This is a genomic window from Cytobacillus sp. MT66, from assembly GCF_058792595.1.
The window spans coordinates 204,227-226,850 of record NZ_JBXAFB010000007.1 but is presented as its reverse complement, the minus strand read 5'-3'; the positions used below and the strand labels follow the sequence as shown (position 1 = coordinate 226,850).

The window sequence follows — 22,624 nt, the reverse complement described above, 5'->3', positions numbered from 1 at the left end:
TTGGTAAGCGAACTTCGCTTTATTTCATTTGTTATTAAGTATGTAACATTAATTAAGTAGATGGTTTTTACGTCGAACCAAGTTCTATCCTAATTTTATATTGTATCATAATCAAGGGAAATTAAATAATTTTTTATCAAAAATATGGGGGATTTTGCGGAAATTTGTCAAAAAAGATACATAGAGCACACAGGGTAGTTTAGTTGCGTCTCTCTAGAGAAGGCCGTACAAAAATTAGTGCCAATTTAAAAAGCAACCAGCATATTTTCGCCAATTGCTTTTTGTCTCATTACCGCCAATTTAGTACTCACTACTTCATAACTTCTCCTTCGACTTCCTCCTTTTTATACTTCATTTTTGTTGCTTCTCCCCCGCGTAAATGCCGGATTGATTTATGATAATCTAGAATTTCCTTTACTTCATTTGCCAGTTCAGGGTTTATTTCAGGAAGTCTTTCTGTTAGATCTTTATGGACTGTACTTTTGGATACGCCAAACTCCTTCGCTATGACGCGAACCGTTTTTCTCGTCTCCACGATATACTTTCCAATCTTGATAGTCCTCTCTTTGATGTAATCGTGCACACCACTCGCCCTCCCTAAATTGGATGTGAGAAGTGTGAAATGAGACTCGCTTTTCACTTGGATTTTTACTTCAATACGCATGAGAGGCTGTATTCGCTTTCATGCGACAGAAAGAATGACTTTCTGAGCTTGCGGTGAATAAACATGTCCTAAGGCATAATCATTACTAGCTGCAAAACGACTCCTCACCTCAAACACTCTCTTTGTAAGGTTTGTAACAGTCTATTAGCTTGGTTGCAGATATATGCACGAAAAACTGAATAGGGACAAGGTTTAATGAAATTTTTTTGAAAATTCTGTGTCATGGACGGTAATTTTCACCTGTCAAACGGCTTGAGGACAGATTTCCCAAGAAAATATCCTTTTTCAACATCCAATGTCACAAATAGAATATTTCCCAAGAAATTTGTCGATTAAAAAAGGTTAGTTACCCAGATGTACTAGGGAACTAACCTTTATATAACTATTAGGATGCAGAGGATTCAGTTGAACCTTCTTTTGCCTTATCATTAGTTTGGTCTTTTGATTCAGTTGAATCTTTTGTCTTGCTATCTGTTTGGTCAGTGGATTCAGTTGAATCTTCTTTGGCTTTGCCATCGGTTTGGTCTGTGCCTTCAGAGTCCATTTTCTTATCTTCTGTTGCATTATCATCAGCACTTGGTGTTTCGTCAGAAGCTTCCTCTTCTGTAGCAGCATCTTCTTTTTCAGCACTTTGAGCTTTATTTGTGTCAAGCTCTTGTACTGCACTTAATGGCTTTTGGAAAAACTCCTGCGGATTTAAAGGAACATCGTCCTTGCGAATTTCGAAATGCACATGAACGCCAGCTTCTTCATCAAATAGACTTTGTCCAGCTTTTGCAATCACTTGTCCTTGTTTCACTTGCTCGCCAACTTGAACGGCAATATCCTTGATGGACTGATATTGTGTAACAATTCCTTCTTCATGTTCAATTTCAATAACGTTCCCCAATAGCACATCTTCACTAACATTAGTTACAGTACCGCTTAATGAAGCAACAACATCGAATGACTCATCATCCTTCGCACCAATATCGATTCCAGTGTTTTCATGGTATCTGTTATTGTAAAATACGAGTGCTGCTTCCTGTTCTTCTGACTTTGCATTAACATCATAGAAGTTTCTCTTAATGACAGCTGAGTCAGCATCTTTCACAGGCATAACGAAGTTTTCCATTGATTTATTTACTTCAATAGCAGGTTCATTGAACTGCTTGCCTGGGGCATCTGTAGCACTTTGATCAATTGTATCTGAATCATTAGCGCTATTGATTCCATTTTGATACCAAAGAACCGCGGTTAGAATGATTGCTGCACTTGCAATGTAGATGGCTGGGAATACCCAACGCTTTTTGAAAAAGCGTTTAATGCTTGAATCTTGAGAAGATCGTTTCTTTTCTTCCTCTCTCATTTTCATCACCTCAGCAATCATTCTGAACAGATTGGAGGAATTATATACCTGTCACCAAAAAATATTTTTTCGATTATTTTTTGTTAGGGTATAAGAAAATATTCGTTAAATCGAAAATATTTTATTAAAAAAGTTTAATTAAAATTTGCCGGTGGTTTCCGCTTCTGGCAATTTTAGTGATTTCAAATACATTTAAAATAAAAAAGCCACTGATGAAAACATCAGCAGCGTTCTAAAAGGGACACAGGAACCGTCCCCGCGTCTATTTTTTTGCCATTACTTTGTTAAGGAGGTATTCGGAGTCGGTGATTTCTACCCCTTTATAATAGTAGTCGATGATTTGCTTGTAGGTTTTTCCTTCTTCAGCCATTCCATTGGCGCCGTATTGGCTCATACCTACCCCATGGCCAAAGCCTTTTGTATTAATGACAATATTGTCGCCTTTGCGCTCCCAGGTAAAATCTGTTGATTTCAGGTCAAGCTTTTCCCTTATTTCTCTTCCTGTCAGAACCTTACCGTTAATATTTACTTTTCCCACTCGTTTTCCAGCCGTTCTTTCCGTTACCTGGCCGATTGTTCCATTATTCGGCAGCTTCACGCCAAGTTTTTGTTCAAAATCCTTCACCGCAAAAATTTCGCGGTTGTTAAATTTCGGGGATTCGAGATCCCAAGGGCTTTCCACACTTTTTAAGTATGGTAATGGATGCAGCCAAATGGCCTCTGAGTTTTCCGTATACCCGTTACTTGTAGAAAAGAAACTTGCTTCAATCGGCGAACCTTCATAGGTAATAATCTGTCCGCTCGTTTCCATCACAGCTTCAGTAATTTTTTCCATAGCCCAATCGTAATCAGATCCAAAGATACGTTTTAGCTCGGCTTCATCTTTATATACTTGATGATTCACAGTGTCAGTGACGATGGCTCCTCCCGGCAGCTCTGGGTTTGTGGGATTCATTAGCTGATTAACAATATAGGTTCTTGCTGTTAGAGCCTGTGCTTTTAAAGCTTCCTTTTCAAAATCTCTAGGCATTTCCGAGGCAACCACACCGACTAAGTACTTTTCTAAAGGCAGCTTTTCTACCTGCTTTGTCTGCATTCGAAAAACGGCAACTTCGACATCTGATGTAGCTGAATTCACTGCAATCTCTGTTTCCTTTTTCTCACCTGACACATTTTCTCCCAGTTTTGCGCTTGTCTGATCATCTTTAAACGGCAGGACTAATAAGGATGGAATAATCAGGGTAATGGCGAACAGCAGTGATCCTAGTACGATGAATGGTTTGATTTTTGTCATGATTTAGCCTCCAAGAAAGTAATCAAAGAACTCAATGGTATGAGCCCTTTCTCAATTCATTCTTATGGTATTGGACAGGCTATTATGACAAGTTTTGATTTGAAATATAAATGAAAAAATAAAAGTCGAACAGGTCAACTTGGGGAGGGATAAACGTGCTTTATCACTTTAAACTGCTGGGGGCCTGACCCCCAGCGATTTAAAGCAGTAAAGCAACGGGGAACTGTCCCCCGTTGCTTTAAAGCGAAAAAACACGCAAAATTAACCCGTCCTTTGCGGCAGGTAAATTTTGCGTGTTTTGGAGGTTTTGTTATGCGTTTAGGTCTGTAACGTATCTTGTTACATTGGTGCTGTTTTCATCTTGTTCTGTAATTCTTTCGATATCCGCACCTAAGCTTGCAAGCTTTTCATTGAAGTTTACATAGCCACGATCCAAATGCTTTAATTCAGTCACGCGAGTCACGCCATCTGCTACTAATCCAGAAAGGATCAATGCAGCTGCAGCACGAAGGTCGGTTGCAGCGACTTCTGCGCCTTGAAGATTGGATGGGCCATTAATAACAACAGAACGGCCTTCAATTTTAATATCGGCATTCATGCGGCGGAATTCTTCCACATGCATGAAACGGTTCTCAAAGACAGTCTCTGTAATTACACTTGTTCCATTGGCATGAAGTAAAAGAGCCATCATTTGTGATTGCATATCTGTTGGGAATCCTGGATGCGGCATTGTTTTAATATCAACTGCTCTTAGCTTCTCAGGCCCAATGACGCGAATGCCCTCAGATTCTTCAATAAAAAGAACGCCCATTTCTTCCATTTTTGCAATCAAAGATGTGGAGTGCTCAGGAACAGCACCCTGAACAAGCACATTTCCGCCGGTAATAGCAGCAGCTACCATAAATGTTCCTGCTTCGATGCGATCAGGAATAATATTATGGTCTGTGCCATATAACTTATCTACACCCTCTATACGAATCGTGCCTGTGCCGGCGCCTCTAACCTTAGCGCCCATTTTATTTAGGAAGTTTGCTAAATCAACAATTTCAGGTTCTTTAGCGACGTTTTCAAGAATGGTTGTGCCCTTTGCAAGGGTCGCTGCCATCATGATATTTTCTGTCGCACCTACGCTTGGAAAGTCTAAATAAATCTTTGCTCCATGTAAACGGCCGTTTTCCGCCTCCGCTTCAATGAAGCCATTTCCTACTTTAACTAAAGCACCCATTGCTTCAAAGCCTTTTAAATGCTGATCGATGGGGCGAGATCCAATTGCGCAGCCTCCAGGCAGTGCAACACGGGCACGGCCATTACGGGCTAAAAGAGAGCCCATGACTAATACTGAAGCGCGCATTTTCCGAACATATTCAAAAGGTGCTTCCTCGCTTAACTCTCGTGATGCATTTACGATGACTTGGTTATTTTCAAACTCCACTTCGGCGTTTAAATAGCGTAGCACTTCATTGATTGTATATACATCGGAGAGTGTAGGTACATCACGAATTACGCTTTTTCCATCACTTGCTAATAATGATGCGGCGATAACCGGTAAAACAGCATTTTTTGCCCCTTCTACTTTCACTGTGCCGCTTAGCCTATTTCCGCCGCGGACGATGATTTTTTCCAAAGTGTATTCCCCTCCGCGTCCAATTTCTCTATATTAATATTCAATCGTCAAGATGGGTGTGCCAACTACAAGGGTAGTCTTTGCGCCCAATCCTTGACTTCGCATACCAATTTGCAGATTCATTTGACCTTCTTTTGTATCAATTTCATTTGTAAACATGGTTGAATATGCCGAAGCAGCAATAAAGTTCTCTTCTTTTAAAGATTCTATTTCCTTAGCTTGAAAAGAATCTAATAATTGCTCCATTTTTGGCAAAGTCTCATCAATTTTAACACTGAATTCGCCTTTTAAACAAGAGAAAACTGTGACATTTCCTCGAAATATGTCGGATAATCTGCTTTCAAACAATTCAGGCAGCTGTTTTTCTGCTTCTGGGCCGAATTTATGACCTTTCACTTCATAAATGACATACGTTTGAAATTCACCCGCTGTGGGGGTCGAAAGGATTTTAATTATCTCTGTCCGAGATCCACTCTTCAGAACAGCCGCAGTTTCCACATGATCTTTCGAGGTTTTACTTGTCCAATCCCACTCTGTATGTTTCTGCTTTAGTTTCTCTACATAATCGCTTACTTCATCAGAGCTATTCAAATTTTCCACTTTTTCTCTTGCATATAAAGACCATTCATTGATTAAAATATTCTCGTCTTGAAAAATGGCAGCGATCTTTAAAAGATCCTGACTTCCTTCGGCAACAGTCGCCTTGCTTTCGAAGGTCACAATCATAAAACAAATAAAACCAATTGCAGCTAACACAAAATTACTTTTCTTCATATCTGCTTCCTCTCCCTTATTACCATTGTTACCAAGGAGAGAGAGAGCATACTTGGGAAAAGTCGTCACTTTTTGACAATTGGTTTTCCATTTATCTTTTATAATATTCTAAAAAAATAAATTCGGAACTGATTTTTAGAAGCTCTTCTATAATCCAAATAGAATTGTACTTAAATCCTGTATAAATGAAAACATGTACGAAGTCCTATCTTTACCCATTTATTACTTCAGTAAAAGGGGCAGTTGCTGAGACCACAGAAGATAGTCAAGGAAAAAATTACTTGCAGCTGATCCTATGACAATGGATAAAAGTATGTACAGCATTCTTGCTTGAAATACATGATTTGGTTTCAATAGCTTATCAAGCCTTATTGCCTGAAGTGCCCACCAGGCAAGAGCAATAAAAATCAAATGTGAAATAATGCTGAGCAATGCTTGTTGTCCTAAACCAGGCATAGCATAACCCCTTTCCTCAAAAGTCCCAACTACCATCATATCATTTTTCTCCTGTTAATTGTAGGAATTAAAGACCGCAGCAAAAAAATAGAAGGAGACCATTGTCCCCTTCATTTCATACCCTTATTTCCTGAAAATAAAACTAATATCATTGAAAGAAATCGCTGAACTGGTTAAAATTCCCCTGCAGGAAATCAAAGGCAATATTTGGTGCGACTCCAAACAAAATCGTTGCCGCGGCACATACGCCAATGACAATCCCTAGTCCAGCCGGAAGTTTTGTCTTCTCCTGACTGGATGCCGGTCTAAAGAACATTTGCACCATAACGCCAAAGTAATAGACGTAGGATATGACTGAAGTCGCAATCATAATTGATGCTAATACATAATGGGCCGGCTGCACGGCAAGGGCTCCCATAAAGATGTTTAACTTTCCGATAAATCCTGCCGTACCCGGTATCCCTGCCAGGCTGAGAAGAAAGATCGCCATCGCAATCGCAAGGAGTGGCGCCTTTTTGTATAACCCGGCAAATTCGCTTATATCCTCTGTTCCTGACTTTTGTGTCATATGCTGGATCACAGCAAACGCTCCAAGGTTCATGAATAAGTAAGCCCCTAGATAAAACCATAGCGTATTAAAAGTAAATACAGACATCGTTGCAATGACAACAAGGAGATACCCTGCTTGTGCAATGCTTGAAAAAGCAAACATGCGTTTAATATTCCGCTGCCTTAAGGCAACCAGGTTGCCAATAATCATGGTTGCCGCAGCCAGGAAGGATATGTAATCCTGCACCTTCAAAAGAAGCGGCATTGAATTAGGACCTTCAGAAGGCGTATTGATGAAAATGGTCATTAATATGCGGGCCATGATGACAAACCCAGCTGTTTTTGAAACTACGCTTAAAAAGGCCGTAACGGGCGTCGGTGCTCCTTGATACACATCGGGCGCCCACATATGGAACGGCGCTGTCGCCAGTTTAAAGGATAACCCAACAAACACCATAAACAGGGCAAGACCCATTAAATAGATATGCTGCGGGTCTGATAATGTAACGAGATGACGGGCCATATCCATTAAGTTAGTTGTCCCTGTCAGTCCGTATACATAGCTCATTCCAAAAAGTGTAATGGCTGTTGAAATACCGCCATTGATTACATATTTCATCGCAGATTCATTGGACTGAACATTTTTCTTTCTTATCCCGGCAAGGATATAGGAAGAAATCGACAGAAGCTCCAGCCCGACAAACAAAGTGATTAAATCGCCGCTGGAAGACATCATCATGGCGCCCAGCAAGGCCGTCAGAAACAGATAGTAAAATTCCCCTTTATACTCCCCTAAATCTTCCTTATCTGGCTCATAGCTAAGAGCAATGAGGAAAACAAAAATAGATCCAACCAACAGAAGCAGCTTAAATGCCTTGGCAAATGAATCCAAGCGGAAGGTATCATATAGAACTGATTCCGGTCCCGCTCCAAGCATGCTAATGAGCGAAGCAATGGCTGCCAGAATACCCGCCAGGCCAATCCAGCCTAGGATCTTCCTATTCTGTGACTTTGGCATAAACAGATCTAGAAGCGATAATAAAGTTGCCACACCGAGGATGATGAACTCTGGTGCCATGATGCTCCATTTAAATGACAGTAAAGTATCGAGATCCATCCTTCATCATCCTCCAATCCCAAGCATTATAGTTTCTATCGTTGAAGTCAGCGGTCCGCTCAGCACACTTGGATATACACCAATCAGTACAATCATTCCCAATAAAACCACAGCGGGAATCCATTCGGTTTTACGAATATCTGACATTTCCCCGTATTCTCTCTGAGACTTTCCATAAGTCATTCCCAGAACTGCACGGAGCATATAAACAGCTGTTAAAATAATGCCAAGTGCACCAACTGCAGCTAAAACTGGCTGCTCCTTAAATAGCCCAAGGAATGCCATGAATTCACTGACAAATCCAGACATACCCGGCATGCCAAGCGAAGCCATTGCTGCAGCAAGCAGGAATCCTGCTGTCAACGGCATAGCTTTTGCCAAACCGCCCATGTTCTCGATGTTCGAAGTTTCCAAACGATTGTAGAACACCCCAACAAGGAAGAACAGTAACGCTGCAATCAGACCGTGTGAAACCACTTGGAAAATGGCTCCTTGAATGCCTGCTTCATTAAGGGCGCCTAATCCGATTAAGACAATGCCCATATGGGAAATGGATGAATAAGCAAGGACCATTTTGAAATCCTTTTGCACAAGTGCCAGGAATGCCCCGTACAAAAGATTGATCACACCTAAAAGGGCAATAAATCCTGCTAATTCCTGAAATTGCTCCGGAAAAATCCCCATTCCAAAGCGAATTAAACCGTAAGCACCTATCTTTAATAGAATCCCGGCATGCAGCATAACAACCGATGGTGAGGCCTGTACGTGAACACGCACCATCCAGCTGTGCAACGGGAAAATAGGCAATTTAACGCCAAAGGCAATCAGCATGCCAATCAGCAATCCCATTTTTGCTCCTGGAGAAAACGCTAAATTCTCGGTATCAGATGCAAGGATGGCCGTTAAATCAGCGATATTGGATGTCCCTGTCCGGGCAAACAGCACCACAATCACAATAAGCAGCACTGCAGAACCTAAGCCATTATAAATAAGGAAGCTGAACGCTGCTTTTTCTTTTTCAAAATAACCCCATTTACCAATAAGGAAGAAAGTCGGAATAAGTGTGATTTCGAAAAAGATAAAGAACAGAATCAGGTTTTCCGCCGCAAATACACCAAGCATGCCAATTTCTAAAAGAAGGAACAAGAGAAAATAACCTTTCCATTCTTTCTGAATATACATGGATGCTACGGCAGCAAGTGTTGATAGGATAGCTGTCAGCACAAGCATAATGAGCGAGAATCCGTCTACACCCATTTCATAATTAATAGAAAACAGATCTCCCAGCGTCTTTGGATCGGCAAATTGAACCCATTTCACTTTTTCACTGAGTTCTGCTAAATCCGCTCCAGCCCGATATTGAAAAAAGGCTGTTAGCGATAAAATAAGTGCCGGCAATGTAGCCAAAAAACCGACTAATTTAATTAATGCTTCATTAGACTTCGGCAGCAATGAAATAATAGCGATTCCGAGTAAAGGGGAGAAGACAAGAACTGTTAAAAAATATGCCATACCCATCATAGATACCCCCCTGTTACCGCAAATACAACGATCAAAATAGCTAATCCCACAAAAGCAACCGTTCCGTACTTTTGGATTTGTCCGCTTTGGAACTTGGATCCTGCGCTTCCAAGGCCAGAAATGATGCCAGCCACTCCCTTAACAATCCCCTCGACAAGAAAGGATTCAATAAACCGCAGGAACAGACTAAAGAAGCTAGTAACTTTTACAACAGTCATTTCATAAATCTCATCGATAAAGTATTTGTTATATAAAATGCTGTACAAGGTCGGTGCCCCGCCAGACAGCCAATCTCTTGATAAGGTACGCTTTCCATACATCAGCCATGCCAGAATAATTCCCGCAAGCGATACAATCGTGGCAACGATCATGATCCATGCAGGACCTTCAATATGCCCATGTCCCAGTGCCTCATTGCCTTCTGTCAGCCAGTCGCCAAGGAATGTGCCAAACCAAGGAGTGTTGACATAACCGGCAACAATCGCAAGAACCCCTAAGATCATCATAGGAACGGTCATTACGCTTGGTGATTCCTTGACATTGTCCATATGGCTGCGCGATTCTCCTGTGAACACCATAAAGAACAGACGGAACATATAAAAGGCTGTAAAGAAAGCCGCAATCACTGCAAGCCAGAATAAAACCACATGTCCATGGGACCATGCAGCAATGAGAATTTCATCCTTGCTGAAGAACCCGGAAAATAGCGGAACCCCGCTGATGGCCAAAGTTCCAATTAAGAACAGCGGACCCGTCAGGCGCAGCTTTTTCCAAAGCCCACCCATCTTTTCAATATCCTGTGTATGAACAGCATGGATAACACTTCCCGCCGCAAGGAACAGCAATGCCTTAAAGAATGCATGTGTCATTAAGTGAAATACACCAGCCACATATCCTGCAGAGCCAAGGGCAAGCATCATATAGCCAAGCTGGCTGACTGTCGAATAGGCTAGTACTCTTTTAATATCTTTTTGTACAAGACCAATGCTCGCTGCAAAAATCGCTGTAAACGCTCCGATAACCGCAACGGTCATCAAGGCTGTTGGGCTTGCCGTGAACAGCGGGAATAACGCAGCAACTAAATAGACCCCTGCAGCAACCATCGTTGCGGCGTGGATTAATGCAGATACTGGCGTCGGACCTTCCATCGCATCCGGAAGCCAGGTATGTAGCGGAAACTGGCCTGATTTTCCGACAGCTCCTACGAAAATAAGAATCGCCGTCAAAGTAATCATTGTGGATGAAATGGAACCCGCCTCAACAGCTGCGAAGATTTCATCATATTCAAAGCTGCCAGCCTGCCAGAATAACAGAATCATTCCGATCAAAAGGCCGACATCGCCGATACGGGTCATAATAAATGCCTTTTTCGCTGCCTTCTTTGCTTCTTCTTTATAAAAATAAAAACCGATGAGCAAGAACGAACCTAAACCGACAAGCTCCCAAAAGATATAGGTTTGCAATAAATTCGGCGATAGGACCAGCCCAAGCATTGCAAAGGTAAATAACCCTAGATAAGCGTAGTAAATCGGGAATCGTTCATCACCATGCATGTATCCCTTGGAATAGGTATGGACAAGGAAACTGACAAGTGATACGATCACCAGCATTAATGCATTTAACTGATTGACTTCAAAACCCGCCGTTAACTGAAGATCTCCTATCGTCAGCCAAACAGCTTCCCCTTTATAGGTCGGCGCCGAAAATCGTTCAAATAGCACCAGCAAAGAATAAACGAGGGATGCAAGCGAAAGCAGAATTCCTATGTACGCACTTGCATCTTTTAGCCGTTTGCCGAATAAGACAAGGAGCAAAAACGATAAAAGCGGGAAAAGCGGTATGATCCATGCACTCTCCATCAATATCACAATCCCCTTTTTAGAACACGCTGTCTTTATATGATTGATACACATTAGCGCGCCAGATTGAAACTCCTTAATGTTTCATTGTGTTCATTTCGTCAATATTCACTGTTTTGCGGTTGCGGTATAAAGCTATTAAAATGGCAAGTCCAATGGCTGCCTCTGCTGCTGCAACAGTCATTGCAAAGAGGGCAAACACTTGGCCTGTAATGGATGGCATGACGCCAAATTTACTGAATGCAACTAGATTGATATTGACAGCATTGAGCATTAATTCAATAGAAATTAACACTATGACTGTATTTCGTTTGGTTAATGCTCCGAATAGCCCGATACAGAATAAAATGAGGGCCAATGCCAGGTAGGCCGACAATGGAACTGAACTCATTCCTTTTCCGCCTCCTTTTCATCGTCCTTTTTCGCCAAGATGATGGCCCCGATAAGTGTAGCCAAAAGCAGAACTGAAACTAGTTCAAACGGGATGATATATTTTGAGTACAGCGCCATGCCAATTTGTTCTGTATTGTTTTCATGCAGGGCAGCTGGTACCTGCTCAATATCAAGATTGTAAATCCCCACATAAACTGCAAAGGCAAATCCTAGAACGCCGAGAAAAAGAAACAGTGTTCGCAGACGTCCTGTTTTTGGCACCTGTGTATCATCATGACGGGTAAGCATGATGCCGAAAAGCATCATGATAGTGATAGCCCCGGAATAGATTAAAATCTGCGCGAAAGCAAGGAATTCAGCAGATAGCAGAACAAAGATCCCTGCAATGCTGACAAAGGATAAAACCAATGCCAATACCATATGCACGACCTTGGAAAGGTTCAATAACAGCACGCCGCCGACAACAGCAACAATTGCAAGTACGATAAATGCAAGAAACTCGCCTGAAAACGTCATGCTTTATTCACCTTCCGTATGTTCTCATCATTTTCATCCAGCCATTCCAAGTTTTTAAATAGTTCATCACGGCTGTATTCCGCCAATTCAAAGTTATTGGTCATGATGATTGCTTCTGTTGGACAGACTTCTGTACATAAATCACATAAGATACAGATTTCAAAGTTGATATCATAGGTGTCAATAATTTTTCCTTTTTTATTAGGGTCCGGATGCTTTTTCCCTGTTAATTGGATGCAATCTGTCGGGCAAATATTGGCACACTGGTTGCAGACAATACATTTTTCCGGGTAAAACTTCTGTATCCCGCGAAAACGGTCCGGAAGCGGCAGCGGCTCATTTGGATATTCATATGTGACCTTATTTCTCGATAAATTTTTCAGGGTATATGACAAACCTTTTGCTAATCCAAATCCAAGCATGTTTTTTCACCCCTTGCAGTTGTATACATTTCTATGAATCTTAAAATACGGTACAAAGCTTAGAGCAGGTCTACTAGCTCTTTTATTAATGCAGTTAAGAAAATATTCGCCAGCGCAATTGGCAAAAGGACTTTCCAGCCAAATTCCATTAATTTGTCCGCCCGTATCCGCGGCAATGTGCTTCGTATCCAAATAAGGAAAAAGATCACAAGCATAAATTTAAGGGCAAACCAGACTGCACCTGGAATGAAGTCCAGGAAGGAGAATAACGGCAGCCAGCCGCCTAAGAATAAAACAGTTGTTAATGATGCCATGGCAAACATATACACATATTCTGAAAGCATGAAGAATGCCCAGCGGAATCCTGAATACTCTACATGAAAACCGGCAACGAGCTCGTTTTCCGATTCAGGAAGGTCAAATGGCACACGATTTAATTCAGCCACCGATGCTATTAAAAAAACAATGAAAGCAATCGGCTGCCAAACAATAAACCAGAGTCCTTTCTGTGCTTCAACAATATCGTTCAAGTTCAAGCTTCCAGATAAAAGAATGACGCCAACAATGGACATAACCAGCGGGATCTCATAGGAAATCATCTGAGCAGCTGCCCGCATTCCGCCTAGTAAGGCATACTTATTATTGGACGCCCAGCCGCCGGTCACCATGCCAATCGTAGTTAATCCCGAAATGGCGATATAATACAGCAGGCCCACGCCAATGTCTGCAAACTGCAGTTTATCCGTGAACGGGATGGTGGCAATAACCATAAATGATGGAGCAAAGGCAATGACAGGCGCCAAAATAAACAATGGCCGGTCTGCAAGCTTTGGAATGGTATCTTCCTTTAATAGAAGCTTTAGAACATCAGCAACTGTTTGCAATAATCCCCAGCGTCCTCCAACCTGGTTCGGCCCCTGACGGATTTGCATAAATCCCATGACTTTCCGTTCTGCAAGAATGGCGTACGTAACAAATCCCAAAATGACAAATAAAAAGACAGTCGCAAGCAAAAAGAAAATTCCAAAGTTAAGCAGTCCTGGCTGTGAGTGCAGTAAACCTTCTATCATTAGCCATCCACCTCCCCTAGGATGATATCAACAGCTCCTAGTATGGAAATTAAGTTTGCAATATTTGCCCCCTTTAACAGCTTAGGGAGAATTTGAAGATTATAGAATGATGGCCTTCTAAATTTCAGCCGGTACGGTTCTTTTTTTCCATCACTGGCAATATAGCAGCCGATTTCTCCGCGCGGTGATTCAATGCGGACAAACGCCTCACCCTTAGGCGCTTTAATAATCTTTGGCACTTTTGCCATGATTTCACCTTCAGCAGGGAATTGCTCGACAGCCTGTTCTAGAATTTTCAAGGATTCTTCAATTTCAGCCAGGCGAACGTGGTAGCGCGCCCATGCATCTCCTGACTCCTGAACAGGGATATCAAAATCAAACCGGTCATAAATAGAGTATGGCTCATTTTTGCGAAGATCCCATTTTACCCCTGTGCAGCGCAAATTAGCTCCGCTTAGTGAATAATTGAGCGCATCCTCCTTCGTATATGTACCAATTCCTTTTACACGGTTCATAAAAATTTCGTTGCCTGTAACAAGCTGGTGGTAGCCTTTTAATTGTTCACGCATATAAGGAATAAATTCTCTTACTTTATCAATCCAGCCTTCTGGCGCATCCCACTTGACTCCGCCTACACGCATATAGTTAAAAGTCAGCCGGGCCCCGGAAAGCTCATTGAGCATATTTATGATCATTTCTCTTTCACGGAAAGCATATAGAAGCGGACTTGTCGCTCCGAGGTCGAGCAAAAACGTCCCCCACCAGACAAGGTGGCTGGCCACACGGCCAAGCTCCATAGCTATGACTCTTAAATAATCAGCCCTTTCAGGAACCTGAATATCCATCATCGTTTCAACCGCATGGCAAATGACATAGTTATTGGTCATGGCAGAAACATAGTCCATCCGGTCGGTATAAGGTATGATTTGGGTATATTGAAGGTTCTCTGCCAGCTTTTCTGTACCGCGGTGAAGATAGCCGATGACTGGCTTAGCTTCTACAATCGTTTCCCCGTCAATTTTTAAAACTAAACGGAAAACACCGTGTGTACTGGGATGCTGAGGTCCTACGTTCAAAAGCATTTCTTCTGTTCGTAACATCGGTTACACCTCCACATCATACGGTTCATAGTCTTTTCTAAGCGGATGACCGACCCAATCTTCCCCAAGCATGATGCGGTGCAGATTAGGATGGTTTGTAAATCTAATCCCAAGCAAGTCATATGCTTCACACTCTGGCCAGTCAGCGCCCGCCCATAATGACACTAAAGATTCAATGACTGGTTCATCCCTGTCAATTTTCACCTTAAGGGCAACGGTTTGACTATTTTTATACGAGTATAAATGTACATAGACCTCCATATGTGTTTCAAAGTCGGTTCCATGCAGCTCTGAAAGATAATCGAAGCCTAATTGTTCATTGTATTTCAGAAACTCGGCAATTTTGAAATATGATTCTCTCTTTGCAACCAATGTTGGGACTTCTTTTGATAGGTTATTAATATAAGAATCTTCTAAAACTTCTTTACCTAAGTTCTCCTCAATTACCTTTACATACTTATCAAGGAATGGCTGGTTTGCTGATGGCTTCTTTTCTTCAGCTGGCACATCCGCAGCTTTTGCACCGCCTGCTTTGGCACGTGCAGCAGCGGCCGCGGCAGCTTTTGCCTTGGCAGCAGCAATCGCCTTGGCTTTTTCGTCAGCACTTGCTCCGCCTCCTGCTTTTGCTGCAGCGGCGGCTTTCGCTTTTGCTGCGGCTGCAGCTTTTGCCTTGGCAGCAGCGATCGCCTTAGCCTTTTCATCATCGCCAGCTTCTCCTGCCTCACCTGATTGCTCTGCCATTGCAGCAGCCTTTGCTTTTGCAGCTGCGGCAGCTTTTGCTTTGGCAGCGGCCTTCGCCTTCGCGGCTGCTGCGGCTTTTGCCTTTTCATCATCAAGAGCTTCAGCTGGCTCTTCTATTTCCGCTTGTTCTGTCTGTTCTTTTGCTTTCAATTTTGCAAGAGCGGCGGCCTTTGCTTTGGCGGCGGCAGCAGCTTTCGCCTTCGCTTTGTCCAGATCTTCAGCCGGCGCTTCTGCCTCTGCTTCTGATTGTTCTGCTTGTTCTTTCGCTTTCATTTTTGCAAGAGCGGCGGCCTTTGCTTTGGCGGCAGCTTTCGCCTTCTCCGCTGCTTCTTTCTTAAGCTGATCAAAATCCTTTTCCCCGCTCATCGGTTAGATCACCTTCTTCCCCGTCTTTGCCTCATAGCGGATTTTTTCCCGCAATTTATTTATTCCATAAATAAGTGCTGCTGGGTTTGGAGGGCATCCAGGAATATACACATCAACAGGCACAATCTGGTCGACACCTTTAACAACCGAATAGGATTTAACATATGGACCCCCGGCTGTTGCACAAGATCCCATAGCGATTACCCATTTTGGCTCTGGCATCTGATCATACAGCCGGCGAAGAATCGGAGCCATCTTCTTTGTAACTGTGCCCGATACAATCATGACATCTGATTGACGAGGGGAGTTTCGATAAAATGTCCCAAATCGCTCCAAATCATAGTGCGCATTACTGGCCTGCATCATTTCGATAGCACAGCAAGCAAGTCCAAAAGTCATTGGCCATAAAGAATTGCTTCGCGACCATGCCTTGATTTGTTCCAAAGTAGACATGAACACGCTACGCTGAACAGATTCCATTTCTTCTGGTGAGACGTTTTCTAATTTTAGGTCCATTTCAACACCTTCTTTTTCCAAGCATATACAAGTCCAATCACAAGCATGAATACAAAAATGAGCATTTCAATTAGTGCAAAGATTCCGAGTTTTTCATAAGCAACTGCCCAAGGGTATAGGAAGATTGTTTCTACGTCAAAAATAACGAACATCAGTGCAAACATGTAATAGCGCACATTAAATTGCACCCTTGAATCATGAAACGGATCATTACCGCTTTCATATGTAGTGTACTTTGCGTCGATTGGCTTATGAGGACGCAACAGCTTTCCTAAAAACATAGCCACTACAGGCAGCAAAATTCCCAGACACAGGAACACAAAGACGATCAAATAGTTATTTTGATACACATTTAGCATCTCTATGTCCATCCCCTCCGATTTTATTTAATTTTCAAAATCATTACAATTGTAACCGTATTCATTATAGCATTGGATCCAATTTGTGTCATCAAACCCATGGGATTTTTAAGAATTCTTTAAAAACTATAGATAAATCCAATACAATATAACAATTGAAACGATCCCCCCATCTTATTAAAAGGGAATTTTTTTCTTTTGTCAGTGAGATATGTCAAGATTCGGATATCTCTTTCAATAAAACACCCCTTTTTAGACAGTCTATTATAGACAAACAGAATCAGAACAAAAAAAACACCCTCTAGTAAATACTAGAAGGTGTTTTATCATAGGCTCTGTTAAAGTCGTTGATTTCCACTTAAGGCACTGCGCGCACCTTAGGGCGGTCCGTGAGCCTCCTCGTCGCTAACGCTCCTGCGGGGTCTCCCGTTGACACGCTTCTCCCGCAGGAGTCTCCGTGCCTTCCGTTCCAATCAACTGAGTTATAAAAGTAACTTTTTTATCAGGGTCTATTTATTAAAAATGCTTATCTGTTACGTTAAGACGGTTGATGGCACGCTGCAGTGCAAGTTCTGCACGTTTGAAGTCAACGTTCTCACGTTTGTTGTCTTGCAGACGCTGTTCAGCGCGTTCTTTCGCCTTCTTTGCACGCTCAACATCAATGTCGTCAGCCTTTTCAGCTGATTGTGCAAGAATCGAAACGTTATCTGGACGAACTTCAATGAAACCGCCGCTAACTGCAACAAAATCGGTTTGTCCGCCATTTTTCAAGCGAACGGCTCCAATTTTCAACGGTGCAACCATTGGAATGTGGCCAGGCAAAATTCCTAACTCACCGCTTTGAGCTTTTGTACTTACCATTTCCACATCGGATTCATACACCGGGCCATCAGGAGTAACAACACTGACATGAATTGTCTTCATTTTTTACCCTCCTGGTCCTAAATTAGACCTCTACGCCCATTTTCTTAGCATTCTCAACAACCTCTTCGATACGTCCTACGAGGCGGAATGCATCTTCTGGAAGGTGGTCATATTTACCTTCAAGAATTTCTTTGAATCCTTTAACGGTTTCTTTAACTGGTACGTATGAACCTGGCTGACCAGTAAACTGTTCAGCAACGTGGAAGTTTTGTGATAAGAAGAACTGAATACGGCGAGCACGTGCTACGACAAGCTTATCGTCATCACCAAGCTCATCCATACCAAGGATTGCAATGATATCTTGTAATTCTTTGTAACGCTGTAATGTTGACTGTACTTGACGAGCCACTTCGTAATGCTCTTCTCCAACAATTTCAGGAGATAGGGCGCGAGAAGTTGAAGCAAGCGGGTCAACCGCAGGATAAATACCCATTTCAGAAAGCTTACGCTCAAGGTTTGTTGTTGCATCTAAGTGAGCGAAAGTTGTTGCTGGAGCTGGGTCAGTATAGTCATCGGCAGGAACATAAATCGCTTGGATTGATGTTACAGAACCTACGTTAGTTGATGTGATACGCTCCTGTAATTTACCCATTTCTGTCGCAAGTGTCGGCTGGTAACCAACCGCTGAAGGCATACGGCCTAAAAGGGCAGAAACCTCAGAACCTGCTTGTGTGAAACGGAAGATGTTATCAATGAAGAAAAGAACGTCTTGTCCTTGTACATCACGGAAATATTCAGCCATTGTCAAACCTGTAAGGGCAACACGCATACGTGCACCAGGAGGCTCGTTCATCTGACCGAAAACCATCGCTGTTTTCTTGATAACACCAGAGTCTGTCATTTCATAGTAAAGGTCATTACCTTCACGTGTACGCTCACCTACACCGGCAAATACAGAAATACCGCCGTGCTCTTGAGCGATGTTATTGATTAATTCCTGGATTAATACGGTTTTACCTACACCGGCACCACCGAATAGACCGATCTTTCCACCTTTAATATATGGAGCAAGTAGATCTACTACCTTAATTCCAGTTTCAAGAATTTCAACCTTCGTTGATAGTTGCTCAAAATTTGGCGCTTCTCTATGGATAGAATTACGCTCAGCATCCGCAGGAACAGGCTCATCTAAATCAATGGAATCTCCTAAAACGTTGAATACACGTCCAAGGGTTACGTCCCCAACCGGTACAGAGATTGGTGCACCAGTGTCCGTTACTTCCATACCGCGTTGTACGCCATCGGTAGATGCCATTGCAATGGTACGAACTGTATCATCACCTAAATGAAGGGCAACTTCAAGAGTTAAGTTGATAGCAACTTCAGATTCGTTACGCGCGTCGCTTTTGATTGTCAATGCATTATAGATCTCAGGAAGCTGACCTTCATCGAACTTTACGTCAACAACCGGACCCATGACTTGAAGTACGCGTCCTTTGTTCATCTTTTTCCCTCCTAAGCTTTATTCTAAGGCGGCTGCTCCGCCAACAATTTCAGTAATTTCTTGTGTGATTGCTGCTTGACGTGCACGGTTGTAGCTTAGGCTTAGTGAGTTGATAAGCTCGTTTGCATTATCCGTGGCACTCTTCATGGCTGTCATTCTTGAGGCATGTTCACTAGCCTTACTGTCAAGAAGCGCACCATAAATTAAGCTTTCTGCATATTGAGGCAGCAATACTTCTAAAATTTCTTCAGCAGATGGTTCAAACTCATAGGAAGTTAGCTTAGCAGAGGTCGCAATATCGGTAAGCGGAAGAAGCTTCTTCTCTGTTACTTCCTGTGAAATGGTATTGATAAAGTGGTTATAGACTAAGTGCAGTTCATCGAATGTTTCATCGGCAAACATGCCAACTGTTTTGCTTGTAATATCTTTTATTTCGGCAAACTCAGGCTGATCTGGCACACCAACAATATCAAGGATCACGTTCGCACCTTGTTTCTTGAAGAAATCGCGTCCCATACGGCCGATAGCAATGATTGCATATTCATCCTTTGATTTATGACGCTTTTGAATCGTTTGGAATACCTGGCGAATGACGTTACTGTTAAATGCCCCAGCAAGACCACGGTCGGAGGTAATCACGATATAGCCAGTCTTTTTAACTGGGCGGTGCGTTAACATTGGATGTGATGCATCCTTGCTTCCGATTGCGATGGAAGCTGTTACCTCCTGGATTTTCTCCATGTAAGGAACAAAAGATTTTGCATTCAATTCGGCACGGCTCATTTTTGAAGCAGATACCATCTGCATGGCTTTGGTAATATGACTCGTTTTCTTTGTCGAATTTATACGGTTTTTAATATCGCGTAATGATGCCACAGGTTCTCACCACCCTTTTTCAAAGATTGTCAAAGGGAAAGGCCCAGCTTATATGCAGGGCGCTTTCCACCTTTATATGTTAGTCCGAGACTTTGGTATAGAATTATTCGGATACTGCGAAGGTTTTCTTGAACTCGTTAATCGCAGCAGCCATATCGTCATCAGCAGGAAGTTCTTTTGTTGTTGCGATATGGTCTAACAATTCTTTGTGGTTAAGATCCATCCAAGTATGGAACTCTTCTTCGAAACGGCGGATATCCTGAACAGGAATATCATCTAAGAAACCGCGAGTAAGTGCATAAAGGATTGCAACCTGTTTTTCGACTTTAAGAGGTTTGTTAAGATCCTGCTTAAGAACCTCTACTGTACGAGCACCACGGTTTAGTTTTGCTTGTGTTGCTTTATCAAGGTCTGAACCAAACTGAGCAAATGCTTCCAATTCACGGTAAGATGCAAGGTCTAGACGTAGTGTACCAGCAACCTTCTTCATCGCTTTAATTTGCGCGGAACCACCAACACGTGATACAGAAAGACCCGCATTAATCGCCGGACGAACACCGGAGAAGAATAGGTCAGACTGAAGGAAGATTTGTCCATCAGTGATTGAGATTACGTTTGTAGGAATATAAGCAGATACGTCACCTGCTTGTGTTTCAATAAATGGCAATGCTGTGATAGAACCAGCACCTTTTGCATCACTTAATTTAGCTGCACGCTCTAACAGACGGCTGTGCAAGTAGAATACATCCCCTGGATAGGCTTCACGGCCTGGAGGACGGCGTAATAACAAGGAAAGTTCACGGTAAGCAGATGCTTGCTTTGTTAAGTCATCATAGACAACAAGTACGTGCTTGCCTTGAAGCATAAATTCTTCACCCATTGAAACCCCAGCATATGGTGCTAAGAATAGCAATGGAGCTGGCTGTGATGCAGATGCAGTAACAACAATTGTGTAATCCATCGCACCATTTTTACGTAAAGTTTCTACTAATCCGCGGACTGTAGATTCTTTTTGTCCGATTGCCACATAGATACAGATCATATCCTGATCCTTTTGGTTCAAGATTGTATCGACTGCAACAGATGTTTTACCAGTTTGACGGTCACCGATGATTAACTCACGCTGTCCGCGTCCGATTGGCACAAGTGCATCAATCGCTTTAATACCCGTTTGAAGCGGCTCGTGTACGGATTTACGATCCATAACACCGAAAGCTGGGCTTTCAATTGGGCGTGTTTTTGTTGTATTAAGTGGACCCATACCATCAACAGGTTGTCCTAGAGAGTTAACAACACGTCCGATTAACTCTTCACCAACTGGAACCTCCATGATGCGGCCCGTACGGCGAACCTCGTCACCTTCACGGATGTCTGTATAAGGTCCAAGGATAATGATACCGACGTTATTTTCTTCAAGGTTTTGAGCCATACCCATAACGCCGTTTGAAAACTCAACAAGTTCTCCAGCCATGGCATTATCGAGGCCATGAGCACGGGCGATACCGTCACCGACTTGGATAACAGTACCTACATCACTCACTTGAATTTCCGACTGATAGTTTTCTATTTGCTTCTTTATCAGCGCACTGATCTCTTCAGCTTTGATGCTCATGAGTTTCACCCCTATCTACGAATCTTAGCCTAATAATTGACGTTCTAAACGGGCTAGCTTGCCGCGCAAGCTGCCATCTAATATACGATTTCCAATGCGAAGCTTTAGGCCGCCAAGCAAATTGGAATCAACAATATTTTCAATTCTAAGTGATTTTTTTCCAACTCTTGCTGCAAACGTTTCAGACAAGCCTTTCTTTTCCGCATCTGTTAGCGGGCGAATAGAATAAACCTTCGCTTCAGCAATGCCTCTTTCATCATTTGCGAGCTGGATGAACTGATCAGCCACCTCAATAATTTCGTTTTCACGATGGCGTTCAATTAAAATCATTAGTGTATTTTGCACGTATGTGCTTGCAGATGCGAATGCACCTTTTAGAATCTCCTTCTTCTTTTCAATGGTAAGCTTTGGAGATTTCAAAACGGCACCTAACTCTGGGTTCGTGTTCACAACTTCTTTTACTACACGAAGCTCTTCTTCCATTTGGTCAAGAAGCTGATGTTCATTTGCGAGCTGGAAAAGAGCTAACGCATAGCGCTTTGCTACAGTTGAGCCTGTCATCGCTCTTCTCCTGCCTCTTGAATATATTCATTAATAAGCTTTTCTTGATCGGCTTCAGTTAATTCCTTTTCAATTACTTTAGAAGCAATTAATACAGATAATGAAGCAACTTGTTCACGAATAGCAGCAACAGCCTTTTCTTTCTGCTGTTCAATTTCAATCTTAGCGGATTCTTTCAAGCGATCTGCCTCTTCGCGGGCTGCCACAACGATTTCCTCACGCTGGATTTCGCCTTGCTTTTTCGCATTTTCAATTAAGCCTTGCGCCTCACCGCGAGCTTCTTTTAAAAGTTCTCTTTGTTCTTCTAAAATCTTCTTCGCTTCGGCACGGCTTTGTTCTGCTGATTCAATTTCACTAGCGATATGCTCTTCACGCTCACGCATAATGCCCATCAATGGACCCCAGGCAAATTTCTTAAGAAGCGCAAGCAAAATGATAAACATCGCAAGCTGGAATAAAATATCCCCGCCGTTAAAAGCTGATCCAAGTACTAAACTTGACACCGACGATTCACTCCC

23 protein-coding genes are annotated in these 22,624 nt (G+C 42.5%); all 23 read right to left on the bottom strand.

Annotated elements, in window-relative coordinates:
* Nucleotides 1-310: 310 nt before the first annotated feature.
* Nucleotides 311-583, bottom strand: a complete 273-nt coding sequence (gene spoIIID, locus AC1Q59_RS14855) for a sporulation transcriptional regulator SpoIIID (RefSeq protein ID WP_492366626.1) — start codon at nucleotides 581-583, stop codon at nucleotides 311-313.
* Nucleotides 584-1,049: 466 nt separating this feature from the next.
* Nucleotides 1,050-2,012 (bottom strand): stage II sporulation protein SpoIIQ, encoded by a 963-nt coding sequence (gene spoIIQ / locus AC1Q59_RS14850; RefSeq protein WP_492366625.1) that lies wholly within the window; start codon nucleotides 2,010-2,012, stop codon nucleotides 1,050-1,052.
* Nucleotides 2,013-2,274: 262 nt separating this feature from the next.
* A complete protein-coding gene (gene spoIID / locus AC1Q59_RS14845) occupies nucleotides 2,275-3,306 on the bottom strand; it encodes a stage II sporulation protein D (protein WP_492366624.1) in 1,032 nt (343 codons plus the stop codon).
* A gap of 310 nt (nucleotides 3,307-3,616) precedes the next feature.
* Entirely contained in the window at nucleotides 3,617-4,930 is a 1,314-nt protein-coding gene (gene murA / locus AC1Q59_RS14840; RefSeq protein WP_492366623.1) for a UDP-N-acetylglucosamine 1-carboxyvinyltransferase, read from the bottom strand.
* 33 nt (nucleotides 4,931-4,963) lie between these two features.
* Nucleotides 4,964-5,704, bottom strand: a complete 741-nt coding sequence (locus AC1Q59_RS14835; RefSeq protein WP_492366622.1) for a YwmB family TATA-box binding protein — start codon at nucleotides 5,702-5,704, stop codon at nucleotides 4,964-4,966.
* A 222-nt stretch (nucleotides 5,705-5,926) separates the two neighbouring features.
* Nucleotides 5,927-6,199 (bottom strand): DUF1146 family protein, encoded by a 273-nt coding sequence (locus AC1Q59_RS14830; RefSeq protein ID WP_492366621.1) that lies wholly within the window; start codon nucleotides 6,197-6,199, stop codon nucleotides 5,927-5,929.
* A gap of 109 nt (nucleotides 6,200-6,308) precedes the next feature.
* On the bottom strand, nucleotides 6,309-7,826 hold the full coding sequence (gene nuoN, locus AC1Q59_RS14825; RefSeq protein WP_492366620.1) for an NADH-quinone oxidoreductase subunit NuoN: 1,518 nt from the start codon (nucleotides 7,824-7,826) through the stop codon (nucleotides 6,309-6,311).
* A 6-nt stretch (nucleotides 7,827-7,832) separates the two neighbouring features.
* Nucleotides 7,833-9,344 carry an NADH-quinone oxidoreductase subunit M gene (locus AC1Q59_RS14820; protein WP_492366663.1) on the bottom strand — a complete coding sequence of 504 codons (1,512 nt, stop codon included), beginning with the start codon at nucleotides 9,342-9,344 and terminating at the stop codon, nucleotides 7,833-7,835.
* Nucleotides 9,344-11,209: an NADH-quinone oxidoreductase subunit L gene (nuoL, locus tag AC1Q59_RS14815; RefSeq protein ID WP_492366619.1), complete on the bottom strand. Its 1,866-nt coding sequence runs from the start codon at nucleotides 11,207-11,209 to the stop codon at nucleotides 9,344-9,346. Before nuoL ends, AC1Q59_RS14820 begins: the two co-directional genes overlap by 1 nt.
* 73 nt (nucleotides 11,210-11,282) lie before the next feature.
* The gene (gene nuoK / locus AC1Q59_RS14810) at nucleotides 11,283-11,597 is read right to left on the bottom strand and encodes an NADH-quinone oxidoreductase subunit NuoK (RefSeq protein ID WP_492366618.1); all 315 of its coding nucleotides are present in this window, start codon (nucleotides 11,595-11,597) and stop codon (nucleotides 11,283-11,285) included.
* Nucleotides 11,594-12,115, bottom strand: coding sequence for an NADH-quinone oxidoreductase subunit J (locus AC1Q59_RS14805; RefSeq protein WP_492366617.1), 522 nt, complete (start codon nucleotides 12,113-12,115; stop codon nucleotides 11,594-11,596). Before AC1Q59_RS14805 ends, nuoK begins: the two co-directional genes overlap by 4 nt.
* Entirely contained in the window at nucleotides 12,112-12,537 is a 426-nt protein-coding gene (gene nuoI / locus AC1Q59_RS14800; protein ID WP_492366616.1) for an NADH-quinone oxidoreductase subunit NuoI, read from the bottom strand. Before nuoI ends, AC1Q59_RS14805 begins: the two co-directional genes overlap by 4 nt.
* Nucleotides 12,538-12,596: 59 nt before the next feature.
* On the bottom strand, nucleotides 12,597-13,607 hold the full coding sequence (gene nuoH, locus AC1Q59_RS14795) for an NADH-quinone oxidoreductase subunit NuoH (protein ID WP_492366615.1): 1,011 nt from the start codon (nucleotides 13,605-13,607) through the stop codon (nucleotides 12,597-12,599).
* Nucleotides 13,607-14,707, bottom strand: a complete 1,101-nt coding sequence (locus tag AC1Q59_RS14790) for an NADH-quinone oxidoreductase subunit D (RefSeq protein WP_492366614.1) — start codon at nucleotides 14,705-14,707, stop codon at nucleotides 13,607-13,609. Before AC1Q59_RS14790 ends, nuoH begins: the two co-directional genes overlap by 1 nt.
* 3 nt (nucleotides 14,708-14,710) lie before the next feature.
* Nucleotides 14,711-15,814 carry an NADH-quinone oxidoreductase subunit C gene (locus AC1Q59_RS14785; protein WP_492366613.1) on the bottom strand — a complete coding sequence of 368 codons (1,104 nt, stop codon included), beginning with the start codon at nucleotides 15,812-15,814 and terminating at the stop codon, nucleotides 14,711-14,713.
* A gap of 3 nt (nucleotides 15,815-15,817) precedes the next feature.
* Nucleotides 15,818-16,330, bottom strand: a complete 513-nt coding sequence (locus AC1Q59_RS14780; RefSeq protein WP_492366612.1) for a NuoB/complex I 20 kDa subunit family protein — start codon at nucleotides 16,328-16,330, stop codon at nucleotides 15,818-15,820.
* A complete protein-coding gene (locus AC1Q59_RS14775; RefSeq protein ID WP_492366662.1) occupies nucleotides 16,321-16,695 on the bottom strand; it encodes an NADH-quinone oxidoreductase subunit A in 375 nt (124 codons plus the stop codon). The genes AC1Q59_RS14780 and AC1Q59_RS14775 overlap by 10 nt, the downstream gene beginning before the upstream one ends.
* 510 nt (nucleotides 16,696-17,205) lie before the next feature.
* Nucleotides 17,206-17,613 (bottom strand): F0F1 ATP synthase subunit epsilon, encoded by a 408-nt coding sequence (locus AC1Q59_RS14770; protein ID WP_492366611.1) that lies wholly within the window; start codon nucleotides 17,611-17,613, stop codon nucleotides 17,206-17,208.
* Between the two features lie 22 nt (nucleotides 17,614-17,635).
* Nucleotides 17,636-19,057, bottom strand: a complete 1,422-nt coding sequence (atpD, locus tag AC1Q59_RS14765; RefSeq protein ID WP_492366610.1) for a F0F1 ATP synthase subunit beta — start codon at nucleotides 19,055-19,057, stop codon at nucleotides 17,636-17,638.
* A gap of 18 nt (nucleotides 19,058-19,075) precedes the next feature.
* Nucleotides 19,076-19,933, bottom strand: a complete 858-nt coding sequence (locus AC1Q59_RS14760; RefSeq protein WP_492366609.1) for a F0F1 ATP synthase subunit gamma — start codon at nucleotides 19,931-19,933, stop codon at nucleotides 19,076-19,078.
* Between the two features lie 103 nt (nucleotides 19,934-20,036).
* Entirely contained in the window at nucleotides 20,037-21,545 is a 1,509-nt protein-coding gene (atpA, locus tag AC1Q59_RS14755; protein WP_492366608.1) for a F0F1 ATP synthase subunit alpha, read from the bottom strand.
* A 24-nt stretch (nucleotides 21,546-21,569) separates the two neighbouring features.
* Entirely contained in the window at nucleotides 21,570-22,106 is a 537-nt protein-coding gene (locus AC1Q59_RS14750) for a F0F1 ATP synthase subunit delta (RefSeq protein WP_492366607.1), read from the bottom strand.
* Nucleotides 22,103-22,609 (bottom strand): F0F1 ATP synthase subunit B, encoded by a 507-nt coding sequence (gene atpF, locus AC1Q59_RS14745; protein ID WP_492366606.1) that lies wholly within the window; start codon nucleotides 22,607-22,609, stop codon nucleotides 22,103-22,105. The genes AC1Q59_RS14750 and atpF overlap by 4 nt, the downstream gene beginning before the upstream one ends.
* Between the last annotated feature and the right edge of the window lie 15 nt (nucleotides 22,610-22,624).

What these genes read in the sequence shown, in the direction of transcription:
- atpD (WP_492366610.1), bottom strand. Translation starts at nt 19,057, where the DNA reads ATGAACAAAGGACGCGTACTTCAAGTCATGGGTCCGGTTGTTGACGTA.
- AC1Q59_RS14785 (WP_492366613.1), bottom strand. Translation starts at nt 15,814, where the DNA reads ATGAGCGGGGAAAAGGATTTTGATCAGCTTAAGAAAGAAGCAGCGGAG.
- AC1Q59_RS14830 (WP_492366621.1), bottom strand. Translation starts at nt 6,199, where the DNA reads ATGATGGTAGTTGGGACTTTTGAGGAAAGGGGTTATGCTATGCCTGGT.
- atpA (WP_492366608.1), bottom strand. Translation starts at nt 21,545, where the DNA reads ATGAGCATCAAAGCTGAAGAGATCAGTGCGCTGATAAAGAAGCAAATA.
- AC1Q59_RS14780 (WP_492366612.1), bottom strand. Translation starts at nt 16,330, where the DNA reads ATGGACCTAAAATTAGAAAACGTCTCACCAGAAGAAATGGAATCTGTT.
- spoIIQ (WP_492366625.1), bottom strand. Translation starts at nt 2,012, where the DNA reads ATGAGAGAGGAAGAAAAGAAACGATCTTCTCAAGATTCAAGCATTAAA.
- nuoN (WP_492366620.1), bottom strand. Translation starts at nt 7,826, where the DNA reads ATGGATCTCGATACTTTACTGTCATTTAAATGGAGCATCATGGCACCA.
- AC1Q59_RS14820 (WP_492366663.1), bottom strand. Translation starts at nt 9,344, where the DNA reads ATGGGTATGGCATATTTTTTAACAGTTCTTGTCTTCTCCCCTTTACTC.
- spoIID (WP_492366624.1), bottom strand. Translation starts at nt 3,306, where the DNA reads ATGACAAAAATCAAACCATTCATCGTACTAGGATCACTGCTGTTCGCC.
- AC1Q59_RS14835 (WP_492366622.1), bottom strand. Translation starts at nt 5,704, where the DNA reads ATGAAGAAAAGTAATTTTGTGTTAGCTGCAATTGGTTTTATTTGTTTT.
- AC1Q59_RS14750 (WP_492366607.1), bottom strand. Translation starts at nt 22,106, where the DNA reads ATGACAGGCTCAACTGTAGCAAAGCGCTATGCGTTAGCTCTTTTCCAG.
- AC1Q59_RS14790 (WP_492366614.1), bottom strand. Translation starts at nt 14,707, where the DNA reads ATGTTACGAACAGAAGAAATGCTTTTGAACGTAGGACCTCAGCATCCC.
- AC1Q59_RS14805 (WP_492366617.1), bottom strand. Translation starts at nt 12,115, where the DNA reads ATGACGTTTTCAGGCGAGTTTCTTGCATTTATCGTACTTGCAATTGTT.
- nuoI (WP_492366616.1), bottom strand. Translation starts at nt 12,537, where the DNA reads ATGCTTGGATTTGGATTAGCAAAAGGTTTGTCATATACCCTGAAAAAT.
- AC1Q59_RS14770 (WP_492366611.1), bottom strand. Translation starts at nt 17,613, where the DNA reads ATGAAGACAATTCATGTCAGTGTTGTTACTCCTGATGGCCCGGTGTAT.
- nuoH (WP_492366615.1), bottom strand. Translation starts at nt 13,607, where the DNA reads ATGATAGAAGGTTTACTGCACTCACAGCCAGGACTGCTTAACTTTGGA.
- nuoK (WP_492366618.1), bottom strand. Translation starts at nt 11,597, where the DNA reads ATGAGTTCAGTTCCATTGTCGGCCTACCTGGCATTGGCCCTCATTTTA.